Origin of the sequence: Streptomyces albidochromogenes (genome assembly GCF_005981925.1) — a bacterium.
In the GTDB taxonomy this organism is placed as follows: domain Bacteria; phylum Actinomycetota; class Actinomycetes; order Streptomycetales; family Streptomycetaceae; genus Streptomyces; species Streptomyces albidochromogenes.
Genome location: NZ_VBVX01000002.1, coordinates 55131 through 70905, shown reverse-complemented (window position 1 = coordinate 70905; position 15775 = coordinate 55131). Strand labels below are relative to the sequence as shown.

Below are 15775 nucleotides of genomic sequence, written 5' to 3'. Positions count from 1 at the left end.
CCCCCGGCACGCAGGCCCAACCGCTCTTGGTCCCGCCCGGCCCGCTCCCGGCGGCCGCTGCCGCCCCCGCCGCTCCACCCGGTCCGGTCACCGCGCCCGTACGGTGGCCAGCACCTCGCGGTCCGGCTGGAGGGTGAGCGACGCCACCGGCCGTATCTCGCCGGGGTCGACGTCCAGGTCGAACCGCCGCGCCAGCACGGCCAGGACCAGTACGGCCTCCACCATGGCGAACCGCGCCCCGAGGCAGACCCGCGGCCCGCCGCCGAACGGGAACCACGCGTACTCCGGTATCTCGTCACCGCCGTCCGGGTCCCACCGCTCCGGCCGGAACTCCTCCGGCTCCGGGAACCACCGGGAGTCGCGATGGGTGGCCCACTGGCTGCTCCACACCCGCGTCCCCGCCACCAGCGGCAGCCCGCCGATGCTCGCCCCCTCTCTGGCCACACCGGTGAGCAGCCAGATCGTCGGATACAGCCGCAGCGTCTCCTTCACCACCCACTGCGCGTAGGTGAGCCGGGCGTAGTCCTCGAAGCCGGGCTCACGGTCACCCAGCACCCGCTCCAGTTCCTCGGTGAGGGCTTCGCGCACCCTCGGTTCGCGCGCGAGCAGGTACCAGGCCCACACGAGTGTGCTGCTGGTCGTCTCGTGGCCGCCGATGTAGAGGGTGACCGTCTCATCGCGTATCTCCGCGTCCGAGAGCCGCGCCCCGGTCTCGTCCTGCGCCGTGAGCAGCCTGCTCAGCAGGTCGGGGCGCTCTCCTTCGCCCTGCCGGTGCTGTGCCACCACCCGGGCGACCTCCGCGTCGATGACCGCCGAGGCCCGCTTGATCCTGGCCCGGCCCCGGGTCGGAACCCAGTCCGGCAGCAGCGCCCCGAGGCCGCTGAACTCCGCCCCGATCTCCCGCTGCGCGACATCCATCGCCCGGCCGATCGCCTCGGCGTCCGCGCCGGTGTCGGCGCCGAAGATGGTGCGGACGGCGATCCGCTGGGTGAGGACGGCCATCTCGCGTTTGATGTCGATCCGTTCGCCGTCGGACCACCGGTCGGCGAGCTCCACGGCGCACTCGGCCATCGTGGCCGCGTACGACCGGACCTGTTTGGGCCGTACGGACGGCTGCACCAGCGAGCGCTTGCGCCGCCAGTCCCGGCCCCGCGCCACCACCACGCCGTTGCCCATCACGGTGCGGAAGGCGATGCCCAGCTCCGGCTGGTCGAACGTCCCCTCCGTCTCCCTCATCAGCTCACCGATGTGCTCCGGATCGGCGAGGAACAGCGACGGCTTGGGGCCGAACCGCCAGCGGACCATGTCCCCCCTGGCCCGCAGCCGTTCGAAGAAGGCGAGCGGATCCTTCCCGAACTGCGGCAGATTGCCCAGCACCGGCACCCCTCGCGGACCCACCACGGTCGTTGGCGTCCCCGGCGTCCCCGGCCCCTTGGGCCGTACGCCGGAGGCGGTACCGGATTCCGTGGTCATGACGGGGCTCCCCTGCTCGGACGGCGCACTCCGTGCGGTGCGCTTCGCACGTCCTATCGAAGCGCACAGGTCCGACACCGCACCACCCCTGTGGATAACTCCAACCACAGGTCACACAGGCCGCGTTGGCCCCGCTCATACCCATGCGCCGCTTCCTCCGGCCTCGCACAGGAGGCCCCGGAGGAAGCGGCGCACCGGAAGCGGCCGGCACCGCCGGCGACCGCCTGCCGACGACGAACCGTCAGCCCACCGACGAGTACGCGACGACGCCCCGCAGCACGGCGTCCACCGCCTTGCGCGCGTTCTTCGTGACCGTGCTGCCCTCGGCCGACGAAGGCGCCGCCGCCGCGATCTGCCCCAGGACGTCGATGACCTGCTTGCACCACCGTACGAAGTCGCCCGCCGGCATCTCCGCCTCGCGCAGCACCTCGTCGAGCCCCTTGCCGGAGGCCCACATGTACACCGCCCAGGCGAAGCCGAGGTCCGGCTCGCGCTGGCCGACGCCCTCCGCCTGGTTGATCTTGAAGTCCTCCTCCAGGGCGTCCAGCCTGCCCCAGATGCGGACCATCTCGCCCAGTGCGACCTTCGCGGGCCCGGTCGGCACCTTCGGCGCCACCGCGTCGTCCGCCTGCCGCGCCTCGAACACCAGGGCCGAGACGCACGCCGCCAGTTCCGCCGGCTTGAGCCCTTCCCACACACCTTCGCGCAGGCACTCGGACGCCAGCAGGTCCAGCTCGCCGTAGAGCCGGGCGAGCCGCTTGCCGTGCTCGGTCGCCTTGTCGCCGCGCAGGTAGTCGAGCTCGGTCAGCAGGGCGTAGATCCGGTCGAAGGTACGGGCGATGGTGTTCGTCCGCCCCTCGATGCGCCGCTCCAGCTGCCGCGTGTCCCGCTGGAGGCGGTGGTAGCGCTCGGCCCAGCGGGCGTGGTCCTCGCGCTCGTCGCAGCCGTGGCACGGGTGCGCGCGCAACTCGGTGCGCAGCCGTGAGATCTCGCGGTCGTCGGCCGCCGCCGCGCGCTGCTTGCGGTGCCGCTCCGGCGCGATGTGCCCGGCCTTGGTCCGCAGCGCGGAGGCCAGGTCACGGCGCGACTGCGGGCTGCGCGCGTTGAACGACTTCGGGATCCGCATCCGCTCCAGCGCCTCCACCGGCACCGGGAAGTCGATCGACGCGAGCCGCTTGACCTGCCGCTCGGCGGTCAGCACCAGCGGCCTCGGCCCGTCGTGCTGGTCGAACCCGCGGTGCCCGTTGGCCCGCCCGGCGGGCAGCCCCGGATCGAGCACCAGCGCCAGTCCCGCGAACTTGCCGGTGGGCACGTGGATGACGTCGCCGGGTTTCAGCTTCTCCAGCGACGCGGCCGCCGCGGCCCGCCGCTGGGTAGCGCCCTGCTTGGCCAGCTCGGTCTCGCGCTCCTTCAGTTCGCGGCGCAGCCGCGCGTACTCCTCGAAGTCCCCGAGGTGGCAGGTCATGCCCTCCCGGTAGCCCTCGATTCCCTCTTCGTTCCGCTGGACCTGCTTCGAGATCCCGACGACCGACTTGTCGGCCTGGAACTGGGCGAAGGACGTCTCCAGCAGCTCGCGCGACCGGTGCCGCCCGAACTGCTCGACCAGATTGACCGCCATGTTGTACGACGGCCTGAAGCTGGAGCGCAGCGGGTAGGTGCGCGTCCCGGCCAGTCCGGCGAGTGCCCCCGGGTCCATGCCGCGCTGCCAGAGCACCACCGCGTGGCCCTCGACGTCGATGCCGCGCCGCCCGGCCCGGCCGGTCAGCTGGGTGTACTCGCCGGGGGTGATGTCGGCGTGCTGTTCGCCGTTCCACTTGACGAGCTTCTCCAGCACCACCGAGCGGGCCGGCATGTTGATGCCGAGCGCCAGCGTCTCGGTCGCGAAGACGGCCTTGACGAGTCCGCGCACGAACAGTTCCTCGACGACCTCCTTGAAGGTCGGCAGCATTCCGGCGTGGTGCGCGGCGATGCCCCGCTCCAGCCCTTCGAGCCATTCGTAGTACCCGAGGACGTGCAGGTCCTCGCCGGGAATGGAGGCCGTGCGCTCCTCGACGATCTCGCGCACCAGCATGCGCTCGTCCTGGTCGTTGAGCCGCAGGCCCGCGTACAGGCACTGCTGTACGGCCGCCTCGCAGCCGGCCCGGCTGAAGATGAAGGTGATCGCGGGCAGCAGTCCGGCGCTGTCGAGCCGCTCGATGACCTCGGGCCTCGCGGGCGTCCAGATGCGGCTGCGCTGTCTGCGCTCCCGCTCCCGGTCCGCCTCCCGCATGTTGCCCCGGCCTCGGCCGCGCGCGAACGGACTGCTGTTCTCCATCCGGGCCATGCGCACCAGGTCGGGGTTGACCTCGCGCCGGCCGCCCCTGCCGTCGTCGGACTCCTCGAAGAGGTCGTACATCTTGCGCCCGGCGAGCACGTGCTGCCACAGCGGCACGGGCCGGTGCTCGGAGACGATCACCTCGGTGTCGCCGCGGACGGTGTCCAGCCAGTCGCCGAACTCCTCCGCGTTGGACACGGTCGCCGAGAGCGACACGAGGGTCACCGAATCGGGGAGGTGGATGATCACCTCTTCCCAGACGGCGCCGCGGAAGCGGTCGGAGAGGTAGTGCACCTCGTCCATCACCACGTAGGCGAGCCCGCGCAGCGCCTGCGACCCCGCGTACAGCATGTTCCGCAGGACCTCGGTGGTCATGACGATCACCGGGGCGTCGGCGTTGACGCTGTTGTCGCCGGTCAGCAGGCCCACCTTGTCGGCGCCGTAGCGCCGCACCAGGTCCTGGAACTTCTGGTTCGACAACGCCTTGATGGGCGTGGTGTAGAAGCACTTGCGGCGCTCGGCGAGCGCCAGGTGCACGGCGAACTCGCCCACGATGGTCTTGCCGGATCCGGTCGGGGCGGCCACGAGCACGCCCTTTCCGGCCTCCAGGGCTTTGCACGCCTCGATCTGGTACGGGTCCAGTTCGAAGTCGTACAGCTCGCGGAAGGGCGCGAGCGCGGTGGCCTGCTCGGCGGCGCGGATCCGGGCAGCGGCGTAACGCTCAGCTGGGGAAAGGTCCTCTGTCATCTTGTCTTCGAGCCTACCCGCCACGTATGACAGTCAGCCCGATCTTTAAATCAGGCTTGGAAATCCCGCGCGCCGAGGACCCTGACCGCCCCCCGCACGCACTCGGCCGTGAGCGGCAGCGCGCCCAGCGGCTCCCCGTCGGCGTACCCGGTGATGCCCCGCGCGGCCAGTTCGACCTTGGCCGCCCGGTGGACGGTGACCTTGGGGTGGCCGAGGTGGGTGCCCCGGTAGACCTGGGGGAAGACCTTGATCAACGTCGTACGGGAGCAGTCGCCGACCACCGTGACGTCGAAGAGCCCGTCGTCGGTGCGCGCGCCGGCGCAGATGCGCATCCCGCCGCCGTACGACGTCCCGTTCCCGACGGCCACCAGCGTCGCCTCGACCTCGTGCACGTCCCCGTCGTCGAGCGTGATCCGGTACGGGACGGGCTTGAAGGAGGCCAGTTCCGCGACCATCGCGAGGTCGTACTTCAGGCGCCCGCTGGGCCACCGCATGCGGTTCCCCCGGTCGTTGACCCGCGAGTCGAACCCGGAGGCGAGGACGGTCCCGAACCACTTCTCCCCCACCCGCCCCAGATCGACGTCCGCGGTCCGGCCGCCCTTGAGCGCCTCGGCGGCGAGCCTCCCGGCGCCGGCGGGGTCCCGTACGGGCAGGCCGAGCGTCCGCGCGAAGTCGTTGCCGGTCCCGACGGCGACCACGCCCAGCGGGGTCGGCGTCCCGGCGACGGCCTGCAGCGCCAGTGAGACCATGCCGTCCCCGCCGACGGCTATCAGGGCTCCGGTCCCGCCCTCGACGGCTTCGCGCGCCCGCCGCAGGGCGTCGTCCGCGTCCTGGCCGAGGACCGTGCGCACGGAGAATCCCGCGCTCCGCAACGCGGAAGCGGCCGGCTGCGCGGCGTGCGCGCCCCGGCCGCGGCCTGCGGTGGGATTGACGAAGAGGGTGATCTCACTGGTCACCCGGCGGACCCTACAAGGTCAGGTGACGTCGTCGTAACCGTTCAGCTGCTTCGGTCCGGCCCCGGCGCTCTCACCCGTGGCCTGCGCGGGCAGCGCGCGCGAGGCGGACACGGCCTCGATCTCCCCGATCGACGCCGGCGTGAGATCGAGCTCCGACGCCTCGTCGGCATCCAGCTCGGCGTCCGGGTTGTTGCGCTGCCGTCGCTTGTCGTTGAGGAGCGAGAACGCGACCGCGATGAAGTACAGGACGGCCAGCGGGCCCGCCAGCAGGAGCATCGAGATGGGCTCGCCACCGGGGGTCGCGATGGCCGCGAAGGCGGTGAGGCCGACGAGCATGCCGCGCCACCACCGCAGCATGCGCACGCCGGTGATGACGCCGGTGATGTTGAGCAGGATGAGCAGCAGCGGCAGCTCGAAGGCGAGGCCGAAGACGATCACCATGCGGGTGATCAGGTCGAGGTAGTCGTCGAGCGGCAGCAGGTTCTGCGCGTCGTCCGGCGTGAAGCTGAGCATGATCTCGGCGGTCTGCGGGAGGATCGCGTACGCGAGGTAGGCGCCGCCCGCGAAGAGCGGGACTCCCGCCGCCACGAAGGCCAGCGAGTAACGCTTCTCGGTGCGGTGCAGGCCGGGCGCGACGAATGCCCACAGCTGGTAGAGCCACACCGGAGTGGCGATCAGGACGCCCGCCATCAGCGAGACCTTGAGCGCGATGGTGAAGGGGGACAGCAGACCGTTGGTCGTCATCGACGCGCACGGCTTCCCGTTGCGCATGGTGACGGCGCCGTCCACACAGCCGACCGAGGACAGGATCGGCTGCATCAGGAACCGGAAGATCTCCCGCTGGTAGAACGCTGCGACGACCACCATGACAACGATGGCCAGTACAGACTTCAGCAGGCGGTTACGCAGCTCACGCAGGTGCTCGGCGAGGGGCATGCGCCCCTCGTCGTCCTTCACCTGCTTGCGGGCAGACTTGAGCAACCCACGCCCCTCGTCTCGTGCGGCAGCTGTCAGTTGGTGATTCGGCTGAACCGCGTCAGCTCTGCGTGGTGTGGCTCGGGTCGTTCACCGGGCGCGCGGTGGTGACGTCGCCGGGTGCGGCCTTGATCGTGCGCGGCGCCGGGGTCTGCTGCTCGGGGGCCGTCGCGGCGGCGTCGGCCGGGCTCGTCGCCTCGTCGTCCTTCTTCATCGCCTTGGCCTCGCTCTTGAGGATACGAGCGGACTTGCCGAGGGAACGCGCCATGTCCGGAAGCTTCTTGGCACCGAAGAGCAACAGAATGACGGCGAGGATCAGAACGATCTCGAGGGGCTTCAGATTGCCCATAATTGCGACTTCCTTCTCACCGAGGCGGTTGGGGTGGTACTACGGGGCTGTCCCTCCGGTCGGACCGATGTCCGCCCTTCAACGCTGCAAGCGATCGTAACCCGTACGAGTAAACGCGGGGCAATGCTTGCGCGTACTGCGGATTGCGGCCCGCGCCTCGATCCAGGAGCCGCCCGACCAGCCTACGCCCCCGCCCGCGGCACTCGGCAGCCCCTGTGGACTACCGCCACGCTTCGCCAGTGCGGGCCAGGTTCTCCGCCGCGCGCTCCAAGTTCTCCGCGGCCGTGTTGATGTCCCGCGAGGTCGCGGCTACCTGGCGCCCGAGGCGCTGGACCTCCACGAAGACCCGGATCGCCAGAACGCCCAGTACGGCGAGACCACAGAAACCAAGAGCGATTGCGAGCATCGGCCAGAGCATGGGCAGAGCCTAGACGGTCAGACGGTGGAGTGGAGTCGCAGCGTCCGCACGCCGCCGCCGGTGAGCAGCTCGACGATCCGCTCCCCCGCCGGTTTGCGCACCGCCGCCTCGCACTCGGGGCAGGTGAAGGAGTAGAAGGTCGTACGGCGGCTGGCGCCGATCGCGAGGCGCAGCGAGCCCGCGGACAGCTCGAAGCGGGCGCCGCAGTCGGGGCAGCCGGCCTTGAAGAGGACCGGGCCCACCTGGGCGTGGATCCCCTGGGCGGGGATCTTGGGCAGTAGCGACATGTCCACCAATCTCCTCAGGCCTGACCGGCGCTCTCGTACGCGGCGAGCGCCTCGCGGGCCGCTTCCCGCGCGCTGACCACCAGTTCCGGCGGCGACACGATGTGGCCGTCCCGGCCAAGCCGCAGCGCGAGCCGCCGCAGCGAGGCCGGTTCCGGCGTCCGCAGGGTGATCCGCAGGCCGCCGTCGGGCAGCTCCTCGGCGCTGTCGTGCGGGTAGTACTCGGCGACCCAGCGGCCGCCGGGCCCGACCTCCACCACGACCTCGGGATCGTCCGCCGAGGGCTGCACGAGCCCTTCGGACAGGTCACGCAGTTCGATCTCCGGCGGTACGGACGGCTCGTCCAGCAGCCTGATCTCGGCGACCCGGTCGAGCCGGAACGTACGCCGTGCCTCGGACTGCCGGCACCAGGCCTCCATGTAGGTGTGTCCGACCGCGAAGAGCCGGATCGGGTCCACCTCGCGCTCGGTGAGCTCGTCGCGCGCCGGCGAGTAGTAGCGCAGCCAGAGCCGGCGCCGCTCCGCGATGGCCCGGTCGACGTCGGCGAAGACCCCGCCCTCGGCCTCGAAGATCACCGAGAGCCGGGAGCTGGCGCCCGCCGCCTCGCCCGCCGCGGCCTCCAGCTTCGCCGTGGCGCGCAGCAGCGCCTGCCGGTCGCCCTCGCGCAGGCCGGGGAGGGTGGCGACGGCGCGGGCTGCGACGAGCAGCGCGGTGGCCTCGTCGGCGGCGAGCCGCAGCGGTTCGGCTGTGCTCGAGCCGGAGGCATCGGGGTTGCGCCACCAGATCCGGTCGCCGTCCGTGTCGATGTCGAGCAGGTCGCCGCCGCGGAAGCTCGTGCCGCACATCGGCAGCACGTCGAGGTCGGAGATCAGCTCGTCCTCGGTGATCCCGAAGGCACGGGCGACGTCGCTGACGTGCGCGCCGGGGCGCTCGCGCAGGTACGTCACCAGGGAGAGCATCCGCCGGGTCTGGTCGATCGCGTTCGTGGCCATGGAGGCTGTTCCTCGGTCCTTCTCAGTCCTTGGCCACGGCGCGCAGCCGGTCCACGACGTCCGCCCGCAGATCAGCGGGCTCCAGTACGACGACCTCGGGCCCGAGCTCGACCAGCCAGGCGTCGAGCCCGTGACCGTACGGAACGGCCAGCTCGTCCCAGCCGTCGCCCAGGTCCCGTACGGCGGTGGCCCTGGCCCGCAGCGGGTAGCCGGAGCCCTGGCGCAGCTTGATCAGGGCGCTGCGGGTCGCGGTCTCGCCGGCCCAGCTCTCGACGGTCTCGCGTACGGTCACCACGTCCGGCACCTCGGCCGTGAACGACCCGGCGCGGGAGCGGACCTTCCCGGTGATGCGGGAGAGCCGGAAGACGCGCTCGGCGCCGCGTCCGCGGTCCCAGCCGGCGAGGTACCAGTGGCCGCGCCAGCACTCCAGCGTCCACGGCTCGACGTGCCGGGTCTCGGGGCGGGCGGCGTTGGCCTTGCGGTAGTCGAAGACGACGGGCCGCCGGTCGCGGCAGGCCAGCATCAGCGGCTCGAAGGCGGTCTCGTGGACCGGGATGCGGGGTTCGAGGGCGCTGTGGTGCCCGTCGAGGGGGTCCTGCGCCTCGGGCATGCCGGCGGCGCGCAGCTTCTGCAGGGCGCCGCTGGCGGCGCCGGCGAGGCGGGCCTGCTGCCAGACCTTGGCGGCGAGGCCGAGGGCGGCGGCCTCCTCGGCGTCGAGGGTGATGGCGGGCAGGCGGTTGCTGTCGCGGCGGGCCAGATAGCCGACCTCGCCGTCGAGGTTCTCGACGGTTTCGATCACCAGGCCGAGCTCGCGCAGATCGTCCTTGTCGCGCTCGAACATCCGGTTGAAGGAGTCGTCGGTGCCGGCCTCCAGGTAGGCCTCGATGGACTCGCGCAGTTCCCGCTTGCTGAGCGGGCGCCGGGTGCCGAGCAGGCACAACGCCAGGTTCATCAACCGTTCGGCCTTGGCGATCGCCATCGGCACCCTCTCTCTTGCTCTACGACCCTCGACCGTACCGCCCCGGGGTGTCGCGGCAAAAGCCGAGGGCCCATGCCGGACGGCATGGGCCCTCGTAGCGCTCCTACTTGATCGGAACGCGCCTCGATCAGACCGCGACGAGGTCGCAGACAAAGATCAGCGTCTCGCCCGGCTTGATGACGCCGCCGGCGCCGCTGTCGCCGTACGCGAGGTGCGGGGGAATGATCAGCTCGCGACGGCCGCCGACCTTCATGCCCTGCACACCCTGGTCCCAGCCGGCGATGACGCGCCCGCCGCCGAGCGGGAACTGCAGCGGGGTGCCGCGGTTCCAGCTGGAGTCGAACTCCTCGCCGGTGGAAAACGCCACGCCCACGTAGTGGACCTTGACGTTGTGGCCCGCCTTGGCCACCTCGCCGTCGCCCTCCCAGATGTCCCTGATCTGCAGGTCCTTCGGCGGCTCGCCACCCGGGAAGTCGACCTCGGGCTTGTCGATGCTCACGGAAATGCTCCTCTGTACTACGAACTCGGCAACCTGGACAGTCTTACATCACTGCGAGAATGTCCACCTGGAAGACCAGCGTCGAGTTGGCGGGGATGGTCTGCTGCTTCTTGTCACCGAACGCCTGGTCCGGCGGGATGACGAGGAGCACGCGGCTGCCGGCCTTCTTGCCGACCAGACCGTCCTTGAGGCCCTTCAGGGTGACCTGCGGGAGCGCGAACTGCTGGGTCTTGCCCTGCGCATACGTGCTGTCGAAGAGCTTGCCGTCCTTCCAGACCAGCCCCTGGTAGGCGACCGACACCGTGTCGGTGGCCTTCACCACCGGGCCGTCGCTCTCCAGTACGTACCGGGAGACGAGCTTCTTCGACGGGTCCGACTCCTTCGGGACGGTGACCTTCGGGGCCTTGCCGTCCGTGTTGGTGCCGACCTTGGGCAGGTCGATGTTGTCCTGCGCGACCTCGGCGCCCTTGGCGGAGGCGGGGATGCTCTTGGCCTTCAGGATGTCGACGACGAAGACCAGCGTGGCGTTCGGCTTGATCGTGGGCGGCTGGCCCTGCGCGCCGTAACCCATCTCCGGCGGGATGACGAGCTGAACGCGGCTGCCGACCTTCTGGCCCTCCAGGCCCTTGTCCCAGCCGGGGATGACCATGCCCGCGCCGAGGGTCAGCGGGAACGGCTGCTTGCGGTCGAAGCTGTTGTCGAAGGGCTTCGTGGAGTCCCACTGCTGGCCGAGGTAGTTCACCTCGATGGCGTCACCCTTCTTGAGGGTCGCAGCATCGTCCTTGCCCTTGCTGAGGACCTCGGTCTTCAGTTCCTTGGGCGGGTCGCCCTCACCCTTGGCGAGGGTCGGCTTCTCGCCGAACTTGGCTCCCGCGGTGATCGCCGGCAGTCCGTTCTTTGACGAGGTGGAGTCGGAGCCCTTGTCGTCGCTGCCGCACGCCGCTGTCGAGAGCAGCAGCAGGGGGACGACAAGTAGGCCGGCAAGTCGGCGCACGTGTTCCTCAGATCTCAGACGGCACAGTAGTCGCCCGCCACTCTAAGGCGTGGCCCGGGCCCCGCACGAGGAACGTGCGGGGCCCGGGTCGCGTTCCGGAGAACCGGAAATGGCCGGATCACATACCGGCGATGAGCTTCTCCACCCGGTCGTCGACCGACCGGAAGGGGTCCTTGCACAACACGGTCCGCTGTGCCTGGTCGTTCAGCTTGAGGTGCACCCAGTCGACGGTGAAGTCGCGCCGCTGCTCCTGTGCCCGGCGGATGAAGTCACCGCGCAGCCGGGCACGGGTGGTCTGCGGCGGCACCGACTTGCCTTCGAAGATCTTCAAGTCGTTGCAGATGCGAGCGGCTTGCCCCTTCTTCTCCAGCAGGTAGTAGAGCCCGCGCCGACGGTGGATGTCGTGGTACGCGAGGTCTATCTGGGCGACCCGGGGGTGCGACATGGTCATGTTGTGCTTGGCGCGGTAGCGCTCGATGAGCTTGTACTTCATGACCCAGTCGATCTCGGTGCCGATCCGGTCGAGGTCCTCGGCCTCGATCGCGTCGAGCGCGCGGCCCCACAGTTCGAGGACCTGCTCGACGGTGCCCGTGCGGATGCCGCGGCGGTCGACGAAGTCCACGGCCTTCTCGTAGTACTCGCGCTGTACCTCTATGGCGGACGCCTCGCGTCCGCTGGCCAGGCGTACCTTGCGCTGGCCCGTGATGTCGTGGCTGACCTCGCGGATGGCCCGGATGGGGTTTTCCAGGGTGAGGTCGCGCATCACCGTGCCCGCCTCGATCATGCGCAGGACGAGGTCGGTGGCGCCGACCTTGAGGAGCATGGTCGTCTCGGACATGTTGGAGTCGCCGACGATGACGTGGAGCCTGCGGTAGCGCTCGGCGTCCGCGTGCGGTTCGTCGCGGGTGTTGATGATCGGCCGGGAGCGGGTCGTGGCGGAGCTGACGCCCTCCCAGATGTGCTCGGCGCGCTGGCTGACGCAGAAAACCGCGCCGCGCGGGGTCTGCAGCACCTTGCCGGCGCCGCAGATGAGCTGCCGGGTGACGAGGAACGGGATGAGGATGTCCGCGAGCCTGGAGAACTCTCCGTGGCGGGCCACGAGGTAATTCTCGTGGCAGCCGTAGGAGTTTCCCGCAGAGTCGGTGTTGTTCTTGAAGAGGTAGACGTCGCCCGCGATTCCCTCCTCGTGCAGGCGGCGTTCGGCGTCGACGAGCAGGCCTTCGAGAATGCGCTCGCCTGCCTTGTCGTGGGTGACGAGCTCGGTCACGTTGTCGCATTCGGGAGTTGCGTATTCCGGATGCGATCCCACGTCGAGGTAGAGGCGGGCGCCGTTCCGCAGGAAGACATTGCTGCTGCGGCCCCATGACACAACACGGCGGAAGAGGTAGCGCGCCACTTCGTCAGGAGACAGTCGGCGCTGTCCCCTGAACGTGCACGTGACGCCGTACTCGTTCTCCAGCCCGAAAATGCGGCGGTCCATGACTGAACATTACGCCTGATGGCCTGTCCTGAAACCGGGTTCGGCCGCTCCGATTCGATCATTTTCGCAAGGGATTACGACAGAGTCCCCGGGAAGGGGAGCGGTGAGGGGAATCGTGAGAACCCGCCGGGTGGTCAGCAGCACGGCCAGAGCGGCCACTCCGCCCCCTGCCGCGACGGCGAAGCCCGCCGCGGTGCCGCCGTGCTCGACGGCCGGTCCGGCGGCGCCGGTTCCCACCGCGGCGCCTACGCCGAAGGTGGTGACCAGCCAGGAGAACGCCTCGGTGACGGTGCCGCGCGGGGCGTGCCGGTCGACGACGATGAACGCGCAGGCGAGCGCGGGGGCGAGGAAGACCCCGGAGACGGCGGCCAGCACGACCATCGCGGGGACGCCGGGCGTGAGCATCAGCGGCAGGTACCCGGCCGCGAGCAGGGCCACGATGAAGCGCAGCCGCCGTTCGGGGGCGCCGGCCCACTGCCGGGCGCCGTACAGCATGCCGCCCGCGAGCGCGCCGAGGCCGAGCGCCGCCATGAGCCAGCCGTAGACCGCCTCCCGCCCGTGGTCGTCGGCGTACGCGACCCCCGCGACGGTGATGGAGCCGAGCGCGAGGCCGACGAAGAAGAACGAGCCGAGCAGGGCCAGCAGCCCGGGCGAGCGCAGCGCGCCCAGCCAGTGCGCCTCCCGGGGCGCCGAGCGCCAGGTGCGCGAGGGCTCGGACAGGACGACGGAGAGGGCGCCCAGCACGCCGACGGCGTTGATGACGAGAAGGGCCGCGGCCGGCGACCAGAGCGCCACGAGCAGGGTCACCAGCAGCGGGCCGACGGTGAACATGATCTCCTGCGCCACCGCGTCCATGGCGTACGCCCGGTGCACCCGGTCCTCACGCCCGAGCACGTCGGGCCACAGGGCCCGCAGCCCGCCTTCCAGGGGCGGGGTGAAGACGCCGGCGAGGACCACGGCCACGTACGCGAGCGGGAGCGGGTCGGTCCCGGCGAACGTGAGCAGGACCATGCCGAGGGCGGACAGGACGGCGGCGGGCAGTTGCACGCGCGGCTGCCCGTACAGGTCCACCGCGCGGCCGAGCAGCGGCTGCCCCACCGCGTTGGCCAGCCCGTACACGGCCGCGAGGCCGCCGGCCAGGGTGTAGCTGCCTCCCTCGGCGCGGGTGAGCAGCACGATCGCGATCGGGGCGGTGGCGTTGGGCAGCCGCCCCACCAGAGTGCCCGCCAGAAGGCGCGCGGCGTGCCGCGTCCTCAGCAGTTCCGCGTATCCCGCGGCCATGTCCGCCCCTCTCCGCTCCGGCGCGCACCGAAGTTGTACGTATAACTTCCTCCGTCATACGTACCATGAGCCAGGCCGCGGGTCCACCTCGCGGCGAAGATCCCTTGCTGCGGAGGCACGAGTGACCAGCGCGGACGCGACCCCGGACGACAGCGGCGCCGGCGCGGGGACGCCCCCCACGCCGCCGACCAGCAGGGACGTGGCGCGGGCCGCCGGGGTCTCGCAGGCGACCGTCTCGCTCGTGCTGGGCGGCAAGTGGCGCGGCCGGGTGTCGGATCGCACAGCGGACTCGGTGCGCGAGGCGGCGCGGGAGCTCGGGTACCGCCCCAACCTCGCCGCCCGGAACCTGCGGCTCGGCAGGACCAGGACCGCGCTGCTCGTCGTGCCCGCGCTCACCAACGAGTTCTTCGCCCGGGTCTACGCCGGCGCCGCCCGCACGGCGGCCGAACACGACTTCGGCGTCGTCCTCTACCCCTCCCCCGAAGGCACGGGACCCGCCCGGGACCCCTTCGCCTCCGCGCAGGCGGCGCTGGACGGGGTCATCGCCTCCTCGATGGCCACCGGAGCCCTGGAGGCGATCCGCGGCGCGGGGCTGCCGCTCGTGATGCTCGACAGCGACCCGGCGGATCCGGGGGCCGCCGCGTACGTGAACCTCGCCATCGCCGACGGCATGCGTCTGGTGACGGACCATCTGCTCGCCCTGGGCCACCGCCGGTTCGTCCATCTCGCGTCGGCCGTGGCCTCCTGGACGTTCGACGTCCGGGCGACGGCCCTTCAGGACGCACTGCGCCACGTCCCCGACGCCGAGGTGCGCACGGTGCGCGCGCCGCTGGACGTGCGCGGCGCGCGAAGGGCCGCCGAACTGGCCCTGGCCGGCCCGGGGCCGCGGCCGACCGCGCTGGTCTGCGACGACGACATCATCGCGGCGGGCGCCTGCAAGGCGGTACGCCGCCTCGGCCTGCGGGTGCCCGAGGACGTCTCGGTCACCGGCTTCGACGACCTGGCCCTCGCGACCGCCGTGGAGCCGGAGCTCACGACCGTACGACTGCCCGCCGAGCGGGTCGGCGAGCGGGGCATGGCGGCGCTGCTCGCCGTACTGGACGGACGGCCGCCCGCGAGCGGCGACATCCCCGTGGAGCTGATGGTCCGCGGTTCCACCGCGCCCGCCTGACGCACCGTCGGTCATGCCGGTGCCCCGGACCGCTGGCGCGGGCCGGGGCACCGGACATGGCGGCGCGGTCGCTACTCCTCGGTGTCCGACGGGGTGTCGGTGGGCGTGGCCGCGTCGCCGTCCGCCTCCAGCAGGCGGGCGAGCTGACGGCCGACGATCCGCTTGAACTTCCGCTCCTGCGGGCGCGTGCGGTCGAGGACCGCCACCTCGAGCCGCTCGGCGGGGATCTCCCGCTCGGTGCCGTTGGTGTCCCGGGACAGGGCCTGCACGGCGAGCTTGAGCGCCTCCGCCAGCGTCATCCCGTCCCGGTGGCGCTGGTCGAGAAAGCTGCTGATCTGCTCCGCGTTGCCGCCGACCGCGACCGAGCCGTGTTCGTCGACGATCGAGCCGTCGTGGGGCAGCCGGTAGATCTGGTCGCCCTCGGGGCGGGCCCCGACCTCGGCGACGACCAGCTCCACCTCGTACGGCTTCTCGGCGTTGCTGGAGAAGATCGTTCCCAGCGTCTGCGCGTAAACGTTGGCGAGGCCACGGGCCGTCACATCTTCGCGGTCGTAGGTGTATCCGCGCAGATCGGCGTACCGGACGCCACCGATGCGCAGGTTCTCGTACTCGTTGTACTTGCCGGCGGCGGCGAAGCCGATCCGGTCGTAGATCTCGCTGAACTTGTGCAGCGCGCGGGACGGGTTCTCGCCGACGAATACGATGCCGTCGGCGTACTGCAGCACGACAAGGCTGCGACCGCGGGCGATGCCCTTCCGGGCGTATTCCGCCCGGTCGGCCATGGCCTGCTGGGGTGAGACATAGAACGGCGTCGACACCGGCTATCCGTCCCTTTCTGTCGTTGTCACGTTGATTCCGAGGAC

At 71.0% G+C, this 15775-nt stretch carries 15 protein-coding genes; 1 reads left to right on the top strand and 14 read right to left on the bottom strand.

Translation table 11 applies throughout. The features are described 5' to 3' along the window. Nucleotides 1-87 precede the first annotated feature (87 nt). From E2E34_RS00720 to E2E34_RS00660, 13 genes are all read right to left on the bottom strand, one after another. Nucleotides 88-1473 (bottom strand): cytochrome P450, encoded by a 1386-nt coding sequence (locus E2E34_RS00720; protein ID WP_138899931.1) that lies wholly within the window; start codon nucleotides 1471-1473, stop codon nucleotides 88-90. Between the two features lie 241 nt (nucleotides 1474-1714). Then, a complete protein-coding gene (locus tag E2E34_RS00715) occupies nucleotides 1715-4534 on the bottom strand; it encodes a DEAD/DEAH box helicase (protein ID WP_138899930.1) in 2820 nt (939 codons plus the stop codon). A 50-nt stretch (nucleotides 4535-4584) separates the two neighbouring features. After that, complete coding sequence (locus tag E2E34_RS00710) at nucleotides 4585-5490, bottom strand: diacylglycerol kinase (RefSeq protein WP_138899929.1); 906 nt, start codon at nucleotides 5488-5490, stop codon at nucleotides 4585-4587. Between the two features lie 18 nt (nucleotides 5491-5508). Next, nucleotides 5509-6471, bottom strand: coding sequence for a twin-arginine translocase subunit TatC (gene tatC, locus E2E34_RS00705; protein ID WP_138899928.1), 963 nt, complete (start codon nucleotides 6469-6471; stop codon nucleotides 5509-5511). Between the two features lie 55 nt (nucleotides 6472-6526). Continuing rightward, nucleotides 6527-6817, bottom strand: coding sequence for a Sec-independent protein translocase subunit TatA (gene tatA / locus E2E34_RS00700; protein ID WP_208765105.1), 291 nt, complete (start codon nucleotides 6815-6817; stop codon nucleotides 6527-6529). A 217-nt stretch (nucleotides 6818-7034) separates the two neighbouring features. Then, nucleotides 7035-7232 (bottom strand): hypothetical protein, encoded by a 198-nt coding sequence (locus E2E34_RS00695; protein WP_138899926.1) that lies wholly within the window; start codon nucleotides 7230-7232, stop codon nucleotides 7035-7037. A gap of 17 nt (nucleotides 7233-7249) precedes the next feature. Then, nucleotides 7250-7519: a hypothetical protein gene (locus E2E34_RS00690; RefSeq protein ID WP_138899925.1), complete on the bottom strand. Its 270-nt coding sequence runs from the start codon at nucleotides 7517-7519 to the stop codon at nucleotides 7250-7252. A 14-nt stretch (nucleotides 7520-7533) separates the two neighbouring features. After that, the gene (locus E2E34_RS00685; protein WP_138899924.1) at nucleotides 7534-8508 is read right to left on the bottom strand and encodes a helix-turn-helix transcriptional regulator; all 975 of its coding nucleotides are present in this window, start codon (nucleotides 8506-8508) and stop codon (nucleotides 7534-7536) included. A 22-nt stretch (nucleotides 8509-8530) separates the two neighbouring features. Further along, nucleotides 8531-9487: a helix-turn-helix transcriptional regulator gene (locus E2E34_RS00680; protein WP_138899923.1), complete on the bottom strand. Its 957-nt coding sequence runs from the start codon at nucleotides 9485-9487 to the stop codon at nucleotides 8531-8533. A gap of 127 nt (nucleotides 9488-9614) precedes the next feature. Continuing rightward, nucleotides 9615-9986 (bottom strand): FKBP-type peptidyl-prolyl cis-trans isomerase, encoded by a 372-nt coding sequence (locus E2E34_RS00675; RefSeq protein ID WP_138899922.1) that lies wholly within the window; start codon nucleotides 9984-9986, stop codon nucleotides 9615-9617. A 43-nt stretch (nucleotides 9987-10029) separates the two neighbouring features. Then, nucleotides 10030-10980 carry an FKBP-type peptidyl-prolyl cis-trans isomerase gene (locus E2E34_RS00670; RefSeq protein ID WP_138899921.1) on the bottom strand — a complete coding sequence of 317 codons (951 nt, stop codon included), beginning with the start codon at nucleotides 10978-10980 and terminating at the stop codon, nucleotides 10030-10032. A 118-nt stretch (nucleotides 10981-11098) separates the two neighbouring features. Continuing rightward, nucleotides 11099-12460 (bottom strand): Pup--protein ligase, encoded by a 1362-nt coding sequence (pafA, locus tag E2E34_RS00665; RefSeq protein ID WP_028815457.1) that lies wholly within the window; start codon nucleotides 12458-12460, stop codon nucleotides 11099-11101. Between the two features lie 9 nt (nucleotides 12461-12469). Beyond that, the gene (locus E2E34_RS00660; protein ID WP_138899920.1) at nucleotides 12470-13741 is read right to left on the bottom strand and encodes an MFS transporter; all 1272 of its coding nucleotides are present in this window, start codon (nucleotides 13739-13741) and stop codon (nucleotides 12470-12472) included. 199 nt (nucleotides 13742-13940) lie between these two features. Between E2E34_RS00660 and E2E34_RS00655 the strand changes: the two genes are divergently transcribed. Further along, entirely contained in the window at nucleotides 13941-14912 is a 972-nt protein-coding gene (locus E2E34_RS00655; RefSeq protein WP_244315450.1) for a LacI family DNA-binding transcriptional regulator, read from the top strand. 71 nt (nucleotides 14913-14983) lie between these two features. Here the strand turns inward: E2E34_RS00655 and prcA are convergent, their stop codons facing one another. Further along, nucleotides 14984-15730 carry a proteasome subunit alpha gene (prcA, locus tag E2E34_RS00650; RefSeq protein WP_138899918.1) on the bottom strand — a complete coding sequence of 249 codons (747 nt, stop codon included), beginning with the start codon at nucleotides 15728-15730 and terminating at the stop codon, nucleotides 14984-14986. Nucleotides 15731-15775 lie beyond the last annotated feature (45 nt).